Raw genomic sequence first — 15000 nt, 5'->3', positions numbered from 1 at the left:
CACTCTCGGCATGCTGTCTGCGGCGCGTGGCATGACCCTCATCTATGGCGGTGGGAAACCGGTTCCGGGCCTGACACCGGAGTTTCGCTGGATCGGCACCGGCAATATCATCGGCATTCCGATGCCGGTCGTCATCCTGGCGGTGGTCTTTCTGGTGTCCTGGTGGGTGTTGAACCGGACGCGGTTCGGTCGCTACATCTATGCCGTCGGTGGCAACCCGCATGCGGCAAAGACCTCCGGCATCAACGTCACCCGCATCCGCTTCGTCGTCTATACCATCTCGGGCGCCCTTTCGGGTCTCGCCGGCATGATGCTCTCGGCGCGCACCGGCTCGGCCCTGCCCCAGGCGGGCGTTGCCTATGAACTCGACGCCATCGCCGCCGTCGTCATCGGCGGAACCAGCCTTTCCGGCGGCGTCGGGCGCGTCACCGGCACGCTGATCGGCGCGTTGATCATCGGCGTGATGAACAACGGTCTCGATCTGCTCGGCATCCAGTCCTACTACCAACAGGTCCTCAAGGGCGCCCTCATCGTTGGCGCCGTGATGCTCGACCAGAAACGAAATCACGGTCAGTGACCGCAGCAATTCGGGCGGCAACTGCTGCCCGCAACAAAACGGCATGCCAGATGGCAGCCGGGATTCTCTATGGAGGAGAAAGAGATGAAGAGACTGTTGATTGGACTTATCGCCAGCGTCGCCATTCTTGCGGCGCCGGCCATGGCGCAGGACAAGAAACTCAAGATCGGGGCGACGACATACGGCCTGAACGCCGAATTCATGCAGCTCTGGTCGGCGGCACTGAAACAGCATCCGGCCGTCAAGAGCGGCGATGTCGAACTGACCGTCTTTGACGGCCGCTACGACGCGCTCGTGCAGCAGGAACAGTTCAACACGATGATCACGCAGAAGTTCGATGCGATCATCTTCGTGCCGATGGATGTCGAAGCCGGTGCTGCGGCCGTTCAGGCGGCCCATGATGCCGGTATCCCGGTGGTCGGCTCGAACGCTCGCGTCAATTCGGACCTGTTGACATCCTATGTCGGCTCGAACGACGTGCTGGCCGGCGAGATGGAAGCCAAGGCCGTGCTCGACAAGATGGGCTGCAAGGGCAATCTCGTCATTCTCGAGGGACCGATCGGTCAATCCGGCCAGATCCAGCGCCTCGAAGGCAACCAGAAGGCGCTGAAAGCCTGCCCCGATGTCAAGGTTCTAGAAACGCAGACGGCCAACTGGTCGCGCGCCGAAGCCCAGACGCTGATGGAGAACTGGCTGACTTCCCACCCTGGCCAGATCCAGGGTATCATTGGCCAGAACGACGAAATGGCATTGGGCGCCATCGAGGCGATCAAGGCAGCCAAGCTGAAGGTCTCCGACTTCGCCATTGCCGGCGTCGATGGGGTGACGGATGCAATCAACGCCGTCAAGGCAGGCCAGATGGCATCGATCCTGCAGGACGGCAGCGCCCAGGCACAGGGCGCGCTCGACGTCGCCATCAAGGCGGCCCGGCCGGACTACAAGCCGGTATCAACCGTCTGGACCCAGTATCCCGACATGAAGTGGAATGACGGCAAGGAGAAGGATTACCTGGTTCCGTGGACCAAGGTTACTCCGGAGAATGCCGACAAGCTGCTGGAATCGCGCAAGTAGGAAACGGGTGAAAGGGGCGGCCACGCCGCCCCGATCCCGATAGACGAGAGTAGAGCACAATGACCGATACCGCTTTGCAGATAGACCTTAATTTCCCGCTGACCGGCAAGATTGCGCTGGTGACCGGCGGCGCCTCCGGCATCGGTGCGGCCATTGCCGACGCATTTTCTTCCAAGGGCGCTACAGTTGCCGTGCTCGACATCAATGCCGATGTCGCTGCTGAAAAAGCCAGATCGCTCGGACATGGCGCAAGACCGTTCATCTGCGACGTGTCGAGCCCGCAATCGGTCGAAAAGGCAGTTGCCGACGTTCTGGCTGCCTTTGGCGGCATCGACATCGCGGTCAACAGCGCCGGCGTCGTCTATCTCGCCCCGGCCGAGGACCTGTCGCTCGACCATTGGGACAGAACCATCAACATCAATCTGAAGGGCAGCTTTCTCGTGACCCAGGCGGTCGGGCGGGCGATGATCGCCGCCGGCAAGGGCGGCAAGATCGTCAACATGGCCTCCCAGGCGGGAACGGTTGCGATCGAGGAGCATGTGGCCTATTGCGCTTCGAAATTCGGCGTTATCGGCATGTCGAAGACCTTTGCCGCAGAATGGGGCAAGCATGGAATTTGCGTCAACACGATTTCCCCGACCGTGGTGCTGACGGAACTCGGCAAGAAGGCCTGGGCCGGTGAGAAGGGCGAAGCTGCCAAGAAAAGAATACCGAACGGGCGCTTTGCTTATCCGGAAGAAGTGGCTGCCGCAGCAGTGTTCCTGGTTTCGAACGGCGCCGACATGATCAACGGGGCCGATCTTCTGATCGATGGCGGCTACACCATTCTCTGAGCGACAGCCTGGAATTTCAAGGAGACATTATGCAGAGATTTATCAATGATCCGGACCAGGTCGTCGAAGATACCGTCAAGGGCTTCGTCAAGGCTCATTCCGACATCCTTCGCGTCGGGCAGAACCCGCGCGTCATCGTCGCCAGGGATGCCCCTGTTGCCGGCAAGGTCGGCGTCGTCACCGGTGGCGGCTCCGGCCATGAGCCGGGATTCATGGGCTATACCGGCCGGAACATGTTGGATGCGGTGGCCGTTGGCGAGCTTTTTTCCTCACCGACCGCAAAGAGCTTTCAGGATGCCTTCCGCGAGGCCAATGGCGGCGCCGGCGTCGTGTGCCTCTATGGCAATTATGCCGGCGACAACATGAATGTGAAAATGGCGATCCGGCTCGCGGCCAAGGAGGGTATCGAGGTCGCAACCGTCGTTGCCAATGACGACGTTTGCTCCGCACCACCGCATGAGCGGGAGAAAAGGCGTGGCGTGGCGGGCGAGATCTTCATGTGGAAGATCGGCAGCGCCCGGGCATCGCAGGGCGGAAGCCTCGAGGAGGTCCGTATTGCGGCCCAGAAGGCAATCGACAATTGCCGCTCGATCGGTGTCGGCCTTGGTCCCTGCACGCTGCCGGCAGTCGGCCACCCGAACTTCCAGATCGAACCCGGAACCATGGAAGTGGGCATCGGCCACCATGGCGAACCCGGCGTCCGAGTCGAACCCCTGAAGACGGCGCAGGAGATTGCACGCGACATGTGCAAGATCGTGCTGGACGACCATAATCTTCCGACGGGAACAGAGGTTGCCGTTCTGGTGTCGGGTCTGGGTGCCACGCCGCTGAACGAGTTGTATATCCTCAACGACACGATCGAGACGGAAATTACCGGTCGGGGACTGGTCATTCACAAGACCTATGTCGGTAATTACTTCACGTCGCTGGAGATGGTCGGGGCGACGTTGACAGTCATGGCGCTCGACGACGAAACCAAAGCGCTGCTCGCGGTCGATGTCGACTGCACCATGAAGCTTTGAGGAAAACCCACATGCAGACGTTCAAGAACACCTCCGCCGCTCCGATCGTACTGGCCATTGCCGATCGCATCGTCGAAAATCGGGCTTATCTCAGCGAGATCGACGGAAAGATCGGCGACGGCGACCACGGCGTCAATATGGCAAAAGGTTTCGGCATGGCGGCAGAACGGCTGAAGGGACAGGATGCAACCCTCGGCCAGTCCTTCGAGATCCTCGGTTCCGTGCTGATGAATGAGATCGGCGGCTCGATGGGACCGCTCTACGGCGTGATGTTTACCGAATTCGCCGAGCAACTCGAAGGTCGCGAAGACATCGATCCCAAAACATTCAGCGCGATGCTGCATGCCGGGCTTGACGGCATACAGTCCATCGGCTCCGCCAAGGTGGGCGACAAGACGCTGCTCGATGCACTCGTACCCGCCATCGAGGCTTTCGACGACGCCGTCGCATCGGGCGAGCCCTTCGAGACTGCGCTTCAGAAACTGGTTCAGGCGGCCGAGGCCGGTCGCGACTCAACAATCGATCTAGTCGCAAAAATTGGCCGGTCGAGCCGCCTGGGGGATCGTTCTCTCGGTGTCCTTGATGCTGGCGCCACCTCTTGCGCGATTATCCTGAAACAGCTCAGCCTATCTGCGCAGGAACGCCTGCGCTGATCCTGACGCGGTAGAAAGGCGCGTCCGCCGGCCGGTCTGGCGTGACTTTCGCTCCAGGTCCCTTGCAAAAGCGCTTGCCGTGCTTTCATCCTTGCAGTCGAAAACACGGGAGACGGCGCGTTTAGATGACGATCAAATTATCCCAGCCGCGAAAGTCCACCGCCGGCAAGGCCAGCGCGTCCGAAGCGCTCGAGGGAATGCCGCTGCGCTACGGCGACGATCCCTATGTCTGGGCGTGCTGGCTCTATTACGAAGACGGCATGACGCAGGGCGACATCGCCGATGCCATGGGCATCTCGCGCGCAACGGTCAACAGCTACCTCGCCGAAGCGCGCGAGCGAGGCATCGTCACCATTTCCATCGAGCCCGGCCGCTTGTCGTCGCTGACCGTCGCCCGGGAGATAAAGCACCACTTCGGCCTGGCGGACTGTCTTGTCGTGCCGAGCGACGACAATGCCAAGCCCCTGATCGAGCGGTTGGGAATGGCAGGCGCGCAGGCCTTGCAACGCCTGCTGCAATCAGGCGATACGCTCGCGGTTTCCTGGGGCCGGACAGTGCTTGCCGTCGGAGAGCGGGCATCGGCGACCGGCCTTCAGGATGTCACCGTCGTCCAGGCGACAGGTGGAACGCGGGCCAGCTTCGCCTACACGCCCGAACTCTGCGCGGCCTCGATTGCCGACGCGGTCGGCGCAAGGCTAATCAACATTTCCGCGCCGGCAATCGTCACCAGCCCTGAAATGCGCGACCTGCTGTTGCGCGAGCCGTTGATCGAGGACCAGTTCCAGACCCTTGCGCGCGCCAACAAAGCACTCTTCGGCATATCGTCGCTGCGCCCCAACTCGACCATCCATACCAGCGGTTTTTTCGAGTCTGTTTCCCTGCAGGATTACCTCGCCAGAAATGCCGTCGGAGTCGTCGCCGGTCGCTTCATAGACGGCCATGGGCGACCTATCACCGGCCCGCTCGACGAGCGTACCATCGGTATTTCGCTGGACATGCTGAAGGCCATCGACTTGCGCGTTGCCATTGCCGGTGGCTTCGACAAGGTGCCGGCTATTCTTGCCGCACTGCGCGGCGGCTATGTCAATGTGCTGATCACCGATGCTGCAACTGCGCGCGGCATCCTCAATGCCGACGGTGTCGCAGATGTGGATCGCAGGATCTCGCAGCGGGCGAAGACGGACATCGGCCAGCCGGTGCCCCCAGTCAACCAGCGCCTTTATACCAAGAAGTTTCTCAACAATCCGGACCATGTCGTCGAGGAGATGCTTTCGGGCATGGTCAAGGCCCATGCGAGCCATCTCCGGCCGATCGACAAATCCCATCGCGTCCTCATTGCGCGGGACGGCCCGAGGCCGGGGAAAGTCGGTCTCGTGATCGGCGGCGGTGCCGGGCATGAACCTGGTTTTTACGGCTATGTCGGCAAAGGCCTGGCAGACGCCGTGGCCATCGGTAATGTTTTCTCGTCGCCGCCGCCGGGTCCGATCCTGCAAGGTGCCGAGGCTGCGTCGGGAGGTGAAGGGGTCCTTTTCGTCTACGGCAACTATGCAGGCGACGTGATGAATTTCGAAATGGCCGCAGAAATGGCCGAGGCCAAGGGGATATCGGTCAGAACGGTGCTGACGACCGACGATATTGCCTCTTCGCCAATTGAGGACCGCGACGGCCGACGTGGGGTTGCCGGGAACTTCTTCGTCTTCAAGGCAGCCGGTGCGGCCTGCGACCTCGGTTTTCCCCTAGAGAAATGCGAGGCCCTGACACGCAGGGCAAATGCCCGCACCTACACTGTCGGCGTCGCTCTCGAGCCCTGCTCCATGCCGCAGACGCGGCGATACAATTTCGCCATCGGGCCAGAAGACATCGAGTTCGGCATGGGGATCCACGGCGAGCCCGGCGTCGCCCGCGAGAAGATGATGCCCGCCGACGCGATAGTCGACAAAGTCATCGACCGTATTTTTTCGGAGATGAAACCGGTGGCCGGGGATCGCGTTGCCGTACTGGTCAATTCGTTCGGCGCAACGCCGCTGATGGAGCTATACATTCTCTTCAGGCGGGTGGAGCAGCGACTGGCAGCGAAGGGGATCGCCATAGACGCCAACTGGGTCGGGCACTATTTCACATCCCTCGACATGGTCGGCGCATCCATATCGATACTGCATCTGGACGAGGACCTGACCGCACTTTTGAAACATCCCTGCGACGGTGTCGTTCTGAAGATAACGTGAAACGGCAATCGGGGAGGAGATGGCCCGATCGATGGAGGATAGCGATGACTGAGAGCGCGGCACGAAGCCTCGGGCGGATGTTTCATGATATTTCTGCTGCAATCGATCGGCAGAAAGATCGGCTGACATCGCTCGACGGCGCCATCGGCGACGCCGACCACGGCATTACCATGTCGCTCGGCTTCCATGCCGTGACGATGGAACTGGCGCGCCTGGACCTCGACACTGCCGCCGCCTCGACTGTCTTTGCGACGGCAGCATCGGCTTTCCTAGATGCCGTCGGAGCGTCCACGGGCCCCCTCTATGCCAGTGCCTTCCTCAAGGCCGCAAAGATGCTCGAGACGGACGCGTCGTTGTCGCTGGCTAACCAGGTGGCTATCATCGAAGCCCTGACGCTCGGCATCCAGCAACGTGGAAAAGGCCAGCGCGGCGACAAGACCATGCTCGACGCGTGGATTCCAGCCATGGAAGCAGCCATTGCGGCCAAGGCGGAGGGGACCACGCCATCAGACATGTGGCGACGGGTCACGGAAGCAGCAGAGGCCGGTGCGAACGCGACGAGTTCCATGGTCGCTGCCCGCGGCAGGGCCGCACGGCTCGGTCAGCGATCGCTCGGTCACATAGACCCCGGCGCCGCCTCCGCTGCCATTATTCTTCGCGCAATGATGGACAGTCTTTCCACGCACGCAGCGTCCCGTGCTGACCTATGCAACGACACCGCCGGGATCAGCGCGCGCGTGGACGAATGATGCTCTTCGGCTGAGGGCCCCGCTTTGCAGCGGAGCCCACATGCCGAGGCCCGGAGGGTCAGACCTGCGCCAGGCCTCCGTCGACGAAGACTTCGCTGCCGGTCATGAAGCTGCTGTCGGAGGAGGCGAGGAAGGCTGCTACCGCACCTGTCTCCGAGGGATCTCCCATACGACTGAGCGCCGTCGTCTCGCCCATCGCGGCCATCCCTTCATCCCCCAGAACCTCAAGCGCAAGCTCGGTCGTGATCGGGCCCGGAGACATCACATTGACGCGGATGCCGGTGCCGCGAAGGTCGAGTGCCCAGCTGCGGGCCAGGTTGCGAACAGCTGCCTTGGTAGCGCTGTAGATGCTGAATGCCGGCGTGCCCATGACCCCCGCGCTCGAACCGGTCAGGATGATCGACGCGCCTTTCGTCATGAGGGGAAGCGCTTTCTGCACCGTAAACACCAGGCCCTTCACATTGAGATCGAAGGTCTGGTCGAAGTGCTCTGGCGTGATTTCGCCGAGGGGCGCGAACGAACCGGTCCCTGCGTTTGCCAGCAGGATGTCGAGCGTTCCACGTTCGCTCCTCACCGTCTCATACAGACGATCGAGATCGGCGAAGCTGGTGACAGACCCCTTTACGGCGCGCGCCTCTGAACCCAGCTCTGCCAAGGCCGCATCAAGCGCCTCCTGCCGTCTTCCAAAAATATAGACGAATGCGCCTTCCTCAATGAACCGCTTGGCAGCCCCGAGCCCGATCCCACTTCCACCGCCAGTCACCACTGCCGTCTTGCCTTGTAATCTTTTCATGTTGTGCTCCTTGGTTGACACGAGAAGAAACTGGCGACGCGCATCCCTATTGACAAGTATGCACCTTTTGGTAAGTACTAATAATGTCACACGATAATGTCGATAAAGCCGGACCACCGGAAAATGATTTACCGCCGGGCGAGACTGTCGCAACGACGCTGCCTGGGTTTACCTGCGGCCTCGATGCGACGTTGCGGGTGATTGCCGGCAAATGGAAGCCGCTGATCCTGTACTTCGTCGCGCAGGGTGGCCCCACCAGATACGGAGCGCTGCGGCGTGCCGTGAGAGATGTCAGCGACAAGATGCTGATCCAGCAGCTCAAGGAGCTTGAAGCCGACGGTCTGGTAAAGCGTACCGACTACAAGGAAATCCCGCCAAGGGTGGACTACGGGCTTACTCCCCTGGGCCGCAGCCTGGCTGAGGCCCTTGTCCCCCTCTGCTCGTGGGGGACGGAGAACATGGCCGAGGTCGCTCGCGTTTTCGCCGAGCGCGATGCTTTGAACAGCAAAGAACGCAAGCCTCGCAGTAATGACGGAATGAGTAGAAACTTGGAAGCTGGCTGACCGACAGCCTTCAGCCCGGCGCTACTTGGGTGAGTGGGCACTCACTTCGGAAGATACGGCTTCAAACCCTGGGCGAGAAGCTTGTCAAGCATCCGGTCGGGTAGGATCCTGATAAGCCGAGCGATCATCGCGGTGCTACGTCCGACGGTATAGCGGGTGCGAGGCTGCTTGCTGACAATTGCGTCGACGATGATTGTCGCGACATCCTCGGCGGTAGCGCCTCCCGACACGGATGCCTGGGCCTGCGCGACAACGGCTTGCATCAGTGCACCGTATCGGCCGCGTTGCTCGGTCGTCATTTCGCTGACGACCCGCTGCCCGGTCGCGTCGACCCGCCCGAGCATTCCGGTGGTGACTGCACCCGGTTCGATCACGACGACCTTCACGCCAAGGGACCCGACCTCGCGACGCAATGAATCGCTGACGGCTTCCAGGGCGAATTTCGTCGCAGCGTAAGGGCCGTAGGTTGCCATCGCTACCCTGCCCCCGACGGAGGATATGTTGACGATCGTACCCCTGCTTTGGATAAGCAATGGGAGCAGGGCCTGCATCATCGCGACATGACCGAAAAGATTGACCTCGAACAAGCGACGCCACTCGGGCAGGACGTAGGTCTCTAGCGGCGCATTGACCGCAACCCCGGCATTGTTCACCAGGGCGCGCAAAGTTCGGCGCTGCGGATCCTCGGTGATGTGCTGCACGAGTGCAGTGATCGCCGCCGCCTCAGTTATCTCGAGCATGACAGGTTCAATGTTGTCGGCCCGGATTGCATCGCCATCCATTTCGCGACGTACGCCGGCGAGGACGTGGAAGCCACGCGCGGCAAGCTCGCGGGCTGTAGCGGCGCCGATACCGGTGGACGCTCCGGTTACCACGACGATTTCCTGCCGAGGCTCTTTTCCTGCCGAACCAAAATTCATAATGACTGTCCAGTCTCTCTTTAATTAGTGAGATAAATCAGCCGAGGATGCGCCAAAGCGCCCTGAACCCGGCAGCAGCATGCGCATCCGCCCCGGCGGGGTCGCGTGCGATGTAATCGGCCGTTGCATCCAGTATGCCCGTGACGAGCGTGGCGACGAACATCAGCGGTGCGTCTCGCAACGGACCATTGGCTCGGCTCCGATCCAAAAGAGCTTCGACGTCGGCATAAACCTCGTCTACTGCCTGACGGCTGGCTGTCGTGACTTCATTGGAGACGCCGAGATGCGCAAGCACGCGGCGCTTTTGCGGGTTTGCAAGCGTCCAGTTCAACCAGCCATTCCAAACGTGAAGAACCTGGTCATGCATATCGGCATGAGTTGGAATCCCAACCGTTGTCGACATGGCCATTTCCGTCTTCAATTCTTTGTAGAGTTGGTTCAAAAGCTCGGCTTTGGTTTCGAAATACGTAAACAATGCTCCATTCGAAACCCCTGCCTCTTTTGCTATCATTGCGGTAGGCGCACTCGTCCCTTGCGCGGCGATAATCGCAATCGCCGCCTTCATGATCGCACTACGCTTCTCGTCGCTTCGGGGTCTTGCCATCATCTGTCTCCGCAGACACGCCTCTATAAGAGAGTGATCAGTCAGTCACTTAAAGTATGTACCTGATGCAGTCGGCGGGGTGCATTTCCTTTAGCGACATTCGATCAGTCTCCCAGGAGGCGGTCGTCGCCATCGCGATGGGCGACCAGGTGTTGCTTGATGCGCCGTAGTGTCAAACCGTGCCACAAGGCTTGGTGCATTGCAGCTTCCTTGCAAATCATTTCCTGTCAGGTTGACAACGCGGTATGCAAAGCAGATTTTCGCCAGCAAAACTGCTTTTATGAAAATAATTTTAATTGTGGGGACGCATGCGGTATCCTTTTCAAAATCCATTTCCATCCTCGGATCGCGACCGCCACTTTATCTGGGAGATGCTCGTAGCGCGTGACATTGATGCTTTCCTGGCTGCTGACTGGTCCATGGTAGAAAACGATTTCATCGAAGAAGGATTCATCGGGATCGATGGCAAAAAGGAGATCAGTCCGGACAGCTGGCGGCTCGCTTTCCCGACCCTTTCCGCTTACCGCAACGAATGGCTGAAACAGGCGACGGACTTTGCCGCGCAGTCATTCGCCGAGGATGCACGGACGGCGATTTTCACCACTACGATACTGGAGGACATCGAAATCGCGGGCGACATGGCGCTGGTGCGCAAGAAGTTCGATGGTGGACTGGCCAGGGCGGATGGTAGCCGCGATGTGATGCAGTGGCAGACTTTATACTATTGCCGCATTCATGCCGGTCGCTGGAAGATCGCCGGATTTACGGGATACCTGCCGAATCCGATGGGCTGAGCGGACGGAAAACAGGGGCGATTTCATTTGCGCATCTTTACTGCAGCTCTGGCGACAGAAACAAATACCTTCTCGCCGATCTGTGTCGACCGCCGTGCCTTCGAGGCCTCACTCTATGCGCCGCCCGGCGAGCATCCGGAAACGCCGACGCTCTGCACCGCACCAATCACTGTCGGCCGACGGGTCACGGCTGAAAAGGGCTGGGAACTGATCGAGGGCACTGCCGCCTGGGCCGATCCGGCAGGGTTGCTTAATCGCTCGACCTATGAAGCACTACGTGACGAGGTGCTCGGCCAGTTGCATGCGGCAATGCCGGTCGATGCCGTTGTGCTCGGATTGCATGGCGCCATGGTTGCCGCCGGCTATGAGGATGCCGAGGGCGACATTCTCACCCGCATCCGTGAACTGGTTGGAGCCGGTGTCCCGATCTGCGCCGAACTTGATCCCCACAGCCATCTGACGGACAAGCGGCTGTCGGCCGCCGATCTCTTCGTCTACTTCAAGGAATTTCCGCACACGGATTTCGTCGATCGTGCCGAGGATCTCTGGCGGATCACCGTCGATATGCTCGAGGGCCGCGTGCAGCCGGTCATGTCGGTCTTCGATTGCCGAATGATCGATGTTTTTCCGACCTCTCGTGATCCGATGCGCTCCTTCATCGACAGGATCATGAAGATCGAGCGGGATGACGCGGACATTCTCTCCATTTCGGTCGTCCACGGCTTCATGGCGGGTGACGTGCCTGAGATGGGCACGAAGGTGCTTGTGGTGACCAACGATAACAGGGAAAAGGGGGAGATGCTTGCCCGCAGGCTGGGGCTCGAGTTGTTTGCCAGCCGCGGCACCTTCATCATGCCGCAGGTGGACGAGAAGCAGGCCGTAGCCTCTGCGCTTGCCGCCACATCCTGGCCAGTGGTGATCGCCGACATATGGGACAATCCCGGCGGCGGAACTGCAGGTGACGCGACCGTGCTCCTGCGAGAACTGCTCGACAAGGGCGCCACAAACACCGCGATTGGCACTATCTGGGATCCTATGGCAGTCCAGATCTGCATGGCCGCGGGAGAAGGTGCAGAAATTCCGCTGCGCTTCGGAGCCAAATCTGCTCCCGGTACGGGCAATCCAGTGGACGGGATTGTTTCTGTTGTCAAACTTGTCACCAATGCGGAGATGCGCTTTGGCGAAAGCTTCGTACCGTTCGGCGATGCCGCTCATATCGTTCTCGATGGCATCGATATCATTTTGAATTCAACGCGGGCACAGACCTTCGACCCGAGTGTGTTTTCTGTCATGGGTATTGATCCGACAGAAAAGAAGATCCTCGGGATCAAATCGACCAACCATTTTTTCGCCTCGTTCTCAAAGATCGCATCCGAGATCATATACTGCTCAGCCGGCACACCCTATCCGAACAATCCGGCGCAAACGCCCTATCGGCGCGCGCGCAAAGATATCTGGCCGATGATACCGGATCCCCACGGGTAACAAAACGCGAAGCGCTGATATGGTGGCCGACGCCCGAACGCGAAACGGCCCGCAGTCATTATGACGCGGGCTTGGTGGTGCTGTGCTGGTGCATTGATGTCTGTTTGGGATTTGGTTGCGGGGGCAGGATTTGAACCTGCGGCCTTCAGGTTATGAGCCTGACGAGCTACCGGGCTGCTCCACCCCGCGGAAAGTCGTGTTGTTTGCGTTTGGGTTGTTGCAAACGGTATTGGTTTGTTGGTTTGGGCCGACTTTGTGTCGATGTTTGTCTGTGCATGTTGATGAGATTATGTTGCGTTTTGCAGACCTGGCAGCGACCGACTCTCCCGCGTCTTAAGACGGAGTACCATAGGCGCAGGGGCATTTCACGGCCGTGTTCGGAATGGGAACGGGTGCAGGTGCCCCGCCATGACCACCAGGTCGGCAAAGCGCAACATTTGAGAAGCTGGGTGGCATCGCCACTTGAATCTTTTTTAACCCAGAACGACTTGCCGTCGTCCAGGTGAACACGTTTATTCGATCTTCTGTTTTCAGCACCATCCGGATCACTCCAGCAGCACGATTGCATCGTGCCGCCAGGCGTCTGGCGCAAGCCTGTCCTCGGGCTAGACCCGAGGATCCGCAGCGTCATTGACGCGTGAGGACAGAAGAAGCTCATTTCATCGAAGATGAACATGAGCAATGAGAACGATCAAGCCAGTCGAGCTATTAGTACCGGTAAGCTTCATGCATTGCTGCACGTCCACACCCGGCCTATCAACGTGGTCGTCTTCCACGGCTCTGATAGGGAACACTCGTTTTCAGGTTGGTTTCCCGCTTAGATGCTTTCAGCGGTTATCCATTCCATATTTAGCTACCCTGCTATGCCCTTGGCAGGACAACAGGTCCACCAGAGATATGTCCATCCCGGTCCTCTCGTACTAGGGACAGATCCTGTCAATATTCCTACACCCACGGCAGATAGGGACCGAACTGTCTCACGACGTTCTGAACCCAGCTCACGTACCGCTTTAATTGGCGAACAGCCAAACCCTTGGGACCTGCTCCAGCCCCAGGATGCGATGAGCCGACATCGAGGTGCCAAACAACCCCGTCGATATGGACTCTTGGGGGTCATCAGCCTGTTATCCCCGGCGTACCTTTTATCCGTTGAGCGATGGCCCTTCCACGCGGGACCACCGGATCACTATGACCGACTTTCGTCTCTGCTCGACTTGTCAGTCTCGCAGTCAGGCGGGCTTATGCCATTGCACTCGACGACCGATTTCCGACCGGTCTGAGCCCACCATCGCGCGCCTCCGTTACTCTTTCGGAGGCGACCGCCCCAGTCAAACTACCCACCATACACTGTCCCGGATCCGGATAACGGACCGCGGTTAGACATCCATGACGATAAGGGTGGTATTTCAAGGATGGCTCCACAGAAACTGGCGTCCCTGCTTCAAAGCCTACCACCTATCCTACACATGCCGACACGAATGCCAGTGTAAAGCTATAGTAAAGGTGCACGGGGTCTTTCCGTCTGACCGCAGGAACCCCGCATCTTCACGGGGAATTCAATTTCACTGAGTCTATGTTGGAGACAGCGGGGAAGTCGTTACGCCATTCGTGCAGGTCGGAACTTACCCGACAAGGAATTTCGCTACCTTAGGACCGTTATAGTTACGGCCGCCGTTTACTGGGGCTTCAGTTCAGAGCTTGCACCCCTCCCTTTAACCTTCCAGCACCGGGCAGGCGTCAGACCCTATACGTCGTCTTGCGACTTCGCAGAGCCCTGTGTTTTTGGTAAACAGTCGCTACCCCCTGGTCTGTGCCACCCCGCAAAAGTTGCCTTGAGCGGGGCCACGCTTCTTCCGAAGTTACGCGTGCAATTTGCCGAGTTCCTTCAACATAGTTCTCTCAAGCGCCTTGGTATGCTCTACCTGACCACCTGTGTCGGTTTCGGGTACGGTCTATACGGTGGAGCTATTTCCTGGAACCGCTTCCCTGCACGATCAATCCAATAAGATCGTACAAGTTACGCAATCCGTCACTACCACCAGGCCCACGATTATTAACGTGGTTCCCATCGACTACGCGTGTCCGCCTCGTCTTAGGGGCCGGCTAACCCTGCTCAGATTAACTTTAAGCAGGAACCCTTGGTCTTTCGGCGAGGGGGTCTCTCACCCCCTTTATCGTTACTCATGTCAACATTCGCACTTCCGATACCTCCAGGAGCCCTCACGGGTCTCCCTTCACAGGCTTACGGAACGCTCCGCTACCACTGGCAAACTCGCTAGAGTTTTGCCAATCCTCAGCTTCGGTGCATGGCTTCAGCCCCGTTACATTTTCGGCGCAAAGACCCTTGACTAGACCAGTGAGCTGTTACGCTTTCTTTAAATGATGGCTGCTTCTAAGCCAACATCCTGGTTGTTTTGGGATCCTCACATCCTTTCCCACTTAGCCATGACTTGGGGACCTTAGCTGGAGGTTAGGGTTGTTGCCCTTTTCACGACGGACGTTAGCACCCGCCGTGTGTCTGCCTGATAGTACTCCCCGGTATTCGGAGTTTGGTTAGGATCAGTAAGACGGTGAGTCCCCATAGCCCATCCAGTGCTCTACCCCCGGGGGTATTCGTCAGACGCTCTACCTAAATAGATTTCGCGGAGAACCAGCTATTTCCGAGTTTGATTGGCCTTTCACCCCTAGCCACAAGTCATCCCAATCTATTG

General features: G+C 59.2%; 13 protein-coding genes, 1 tRNA gene and 2 rRNA genes (2 of these 16 cut by a window edge). 10 read left to right on the top strand and 6 right to left on the bottom strand.

The genetic code is table 11. The features are described 5' to 3' along the window. The 7 genes from PR018_RS15995 to dhaL (PR018_RS15965) all read left to right on the top strand — a co-directional run. Positions 1-577: the 3' portion of an ABC transporter permease gene (locus PR018_RS15995; RefSeq protein WP_202617239.1), read on the top strand. Its footprint begins 404 nt before the window's first position; the window shows 577 of its 981 coding nt (coding positions 405-981); its start codon lies off the left edge, out of view; the stop codon is at positions 575-577. 84 nt (positions 578-661) lie between these two features. After that, positions 662-1648, top strand: a complete 987-nt coding sequence (locus PR018_RS15990) for a substrate-binding domain-containing protein (protein ID WP_142832504.1) — start codon at positions 662-664, stop codon at positions 1646-1648. Positions 1649-1707: 59 nt separating this feature from the next. After that, on the top strand, positions 1708-2481 hold the full coding sequence (locus PR018_RS15985; RefSeq protein ID WP_142832503.1) for an SDR family oxidoreductase: 774 nt from the start codon (positions 1708-1710) through the stop codon (positions 2479-2481). A gap of 29 nt (positions 2482-2510) precedes the next feature. Next, positions 2511-3503 carry a dihydroxyacetone kinase subunit DhaK gene (locus PR018_RS15980; RefSeq protein ID WP_142832502.1) on the top strand — a complete coding sequence of 331 codons (993 nt, stop codon included), beginning with the start codon at positions 2511-2513 and terminating at the stop codon, positions 3501-3503. A gap of 11 nt (positions 3504-3514) precedes the next feature. After that, entirely contained in the window at positions 3515-4156 is a 642-nt protein-coding gene (dhaL, locus tag PR018_RS15975; RefSeq protein WP_142832501.1) for a dihydroxyacetone kinase subunit DhaL, read from the top strand. Between the two features lie 125 nt (positions 4157-4281). Further along, entirely contained in the window at positions 4282-6381 is a 2100-nt protein-coding gene (locus PR018_RS15970) for a bifunctional sugar-binding transcriptional regulator/dihydroxyacetone kinase subunit DhaK (RefSeq protein ID WP_142832500.1), read from the top strand. A gap of 44 nt (positions 6382-6425) precedes the next feature. Beyond that, a complete protein-coding gene (dhaL, locus tag PR018_RS15965; protein WP_142832499.1) occupies positions 6426-7130 on the top strand; it encodes a dihydroxyacetone kinase subunit DhaL in 705 nt (234 codons plus the stop codon). Positions 7131-7188: 58 nt separating this feature from the next. On the opposite strand, the gene PR018_RS15960 is transcribed toward dhaL (PR018_RS15965), so the two are convergent. After that, positions 7189-7923 carry an SDR family NAD(P)-dependent oxidoreductase gene (locus PR018_RS15960; RefSeq protein ID WP_142832498.1) on the bottom strand — a complete coding sequence of 245 codons (735 nt, stop codon included), beginning with the start codon at positions 7921-7923 and terminating at the stop codon, positions 7189-7191. Positions 7924-8081: 158 nt separating this feature from the next. On the opposite strand from PR018_RS15960, the gene PR018_RS15955 reads away from it, so the two are divergent. Further along, a complete protein-coding gene (locus PR018_RS15955; RefSeq protein ID WP_142832507.1) occupies positions 8082-8486 on the top strand; it encodes a winged helix-turn-helix transcriptional regulator in 405 nt (134 codons plus the stop codon). Between the two features lie 41 nt (positions 8487-8527). Here the strand turns inward: PR018_RS15955 and PR018_RS15950 are convergent, their stop codons facing one another. Both PR018_RS15950 and PR018_RS15945 read right to left on the bottom strand, forming a co-directional pair. Beyond that, the gene (locus PR018_RS15950) at positions 8528-9406 is read right to left on the bottom strand and encodes an SDR family NAD(P)-dependent oxidoreductase (protein WP_142832497.1); all 879 of its coding nucleotides are present in this window, start codon (positions 9404-9406) and stop codon (positions 8528-8530) included. A 37-nt stretch (positions 9407-9443) separates the two neighbouring features. Next, positions 9444-10013 carry a TetR/AcrR family transcriptional regulator gene (locus PR018_RS15945; protein WP_142832496.1) on the bottom strand — a complete coding sequence of 190 codons (570 nt, stop codon included), beginning with the start codon at positions 10011-10013 and terminating at the stop codon, positions 9444-9446. Between the two features lie 305 nt (positions 10014-10318). Between PR018_RS15945 and PR018_RS15940 the strand changes: the two genes are divergently transcribed. Both PR018_RS15940 and PR018_RS15935 read left to right on the top strand, forming a co-directional pair. After that, positions 10319-10804, top strand: a complete 486-nt coding sequence (locus tag PR018_RS15940; protein ID WP_142832495.1) for a hypothetical protein — start codon at positions 10319-10321, stop codon at positions 10802-10804. A 27-nt stretch (positions 10805-10831) separates the two neighbouring features. Beyond that, the gene (locus tag PR018_RS15935; protein WP_142832494.1) at positions 10832-12289 is read left to right on the top strand and encodes a M81 family metallopeptidase; all 1458 of its coding nucleotides are present in this window, start codon (positions 10832-10834) and stop codon (positions 12287-12289) included. Between the two features lie 112 nt (positions 12290-12401). On the opposite strand, the gene PR018_RS15930 is transcribed toward PR018_RS15935, so the two are convergent. The 3 genes from PR018_RS15930 to PR018_RS15920 form a co-directional block, all read right to left on the bottom strand. Beyond that, positions 12402-12478 (bottom strand) — tRNA-Met (locus PR018_RS15930). Between the two features lie 116 nt (positions 12479-12594). After that, positions 12595-12709: ribosomal RNA gene (gene rrf / locus PR018_RS15925) — 5S ribosomal RNA — on the bottom strand. A gap of 267 nt (positions 12710-12976) precedes the next feature. Next, positions 12977-15000: ribosomal RNA gene (locus PR018_RS15920) — 23S ribosomal RNA — on the bottom strand; it runs 885 nt beyond the window's last position.

Source organism: Rhizobium rhododendri (assembly GCF_007000325.2).
In the GTDB taxonomy this organism is placed as follows: Bacteria; Pseudomonadota; Alphaproteobacteria; order Rhizobiales; family Rhizobiaceae; genus Rhizobium; species Rhizobium rhododendri.
This window is presented reverse-complemented; position numbering and strand designations above follow the sequence as displayed.

Coding starts and splice junctions, on each gene's coding strand:
- PR018_RS15990 (WP_142832504.1), top strand. CDS start 662: ATGAAGAGACTGTTGATTGGACTTATCGCCAGCGTCGCCATTCTTGCG.
- PR018_RS15985 (WP_142832503.1), top strand. CDS start 1,708: ATGACCGATACCGCTTTGCAGATAGACCTTAATTTCCCGCTGACCGGC.
- PR018_RS15980 (WP_142832502.1), top strand. CDS start 2,511: ATGCAGAGATTTATCAATGATCCGGACCAGGTCGTCGAAGATACCGTC.
- dhaL (WP_142832501.1), top strand. CDS start 3,515: ATGCAGACGTTCAAGAACACCTCCGCCGCTCCGATCGTACTGGCCATT.
- PR018_RS15970 (WP_142832500.1), top strand. CDS start 4,282: ATGACGATCAAATTATCCCAGCCGCGAAAGTCCACCGCCGGCAAGGCC.
- dhaL (WP_142832499.1), top strand. CDS start 6,426: ATGACTGAGAGCGCGGCACGAAGCCTCGGGCGGATGTTTCATGATATT.
- PR018_RS15960 (WP_142832498.1), bottom strand. CDS start 7,923: ATGAAAAGATTACAAGGCAAGACGGCAGTGGTGACTGGCGGTGGAAGT.
- PR018_RS15950 (WP_142832497.1), bottom strand. CDS start 9,406: ATGAATTTTGGTTCGGCAGGAAAAGAGCCTCGGCAGGAAATCGTCGTG.
- PR018_RS15945 (WP_142832496.1), bottom strand. CDS start 10,013: ATGATGGCAAGACCCCGAAGCGACGAGAAGCGTAGTGCGATCATGAAG.
- PR018_RS15940 (WP_142832495.1), top strand. CDS start 10,319: ATGCGGTATCCTTTTCAAAATCCATTTCCATCCTCGGATCGCGACCGC.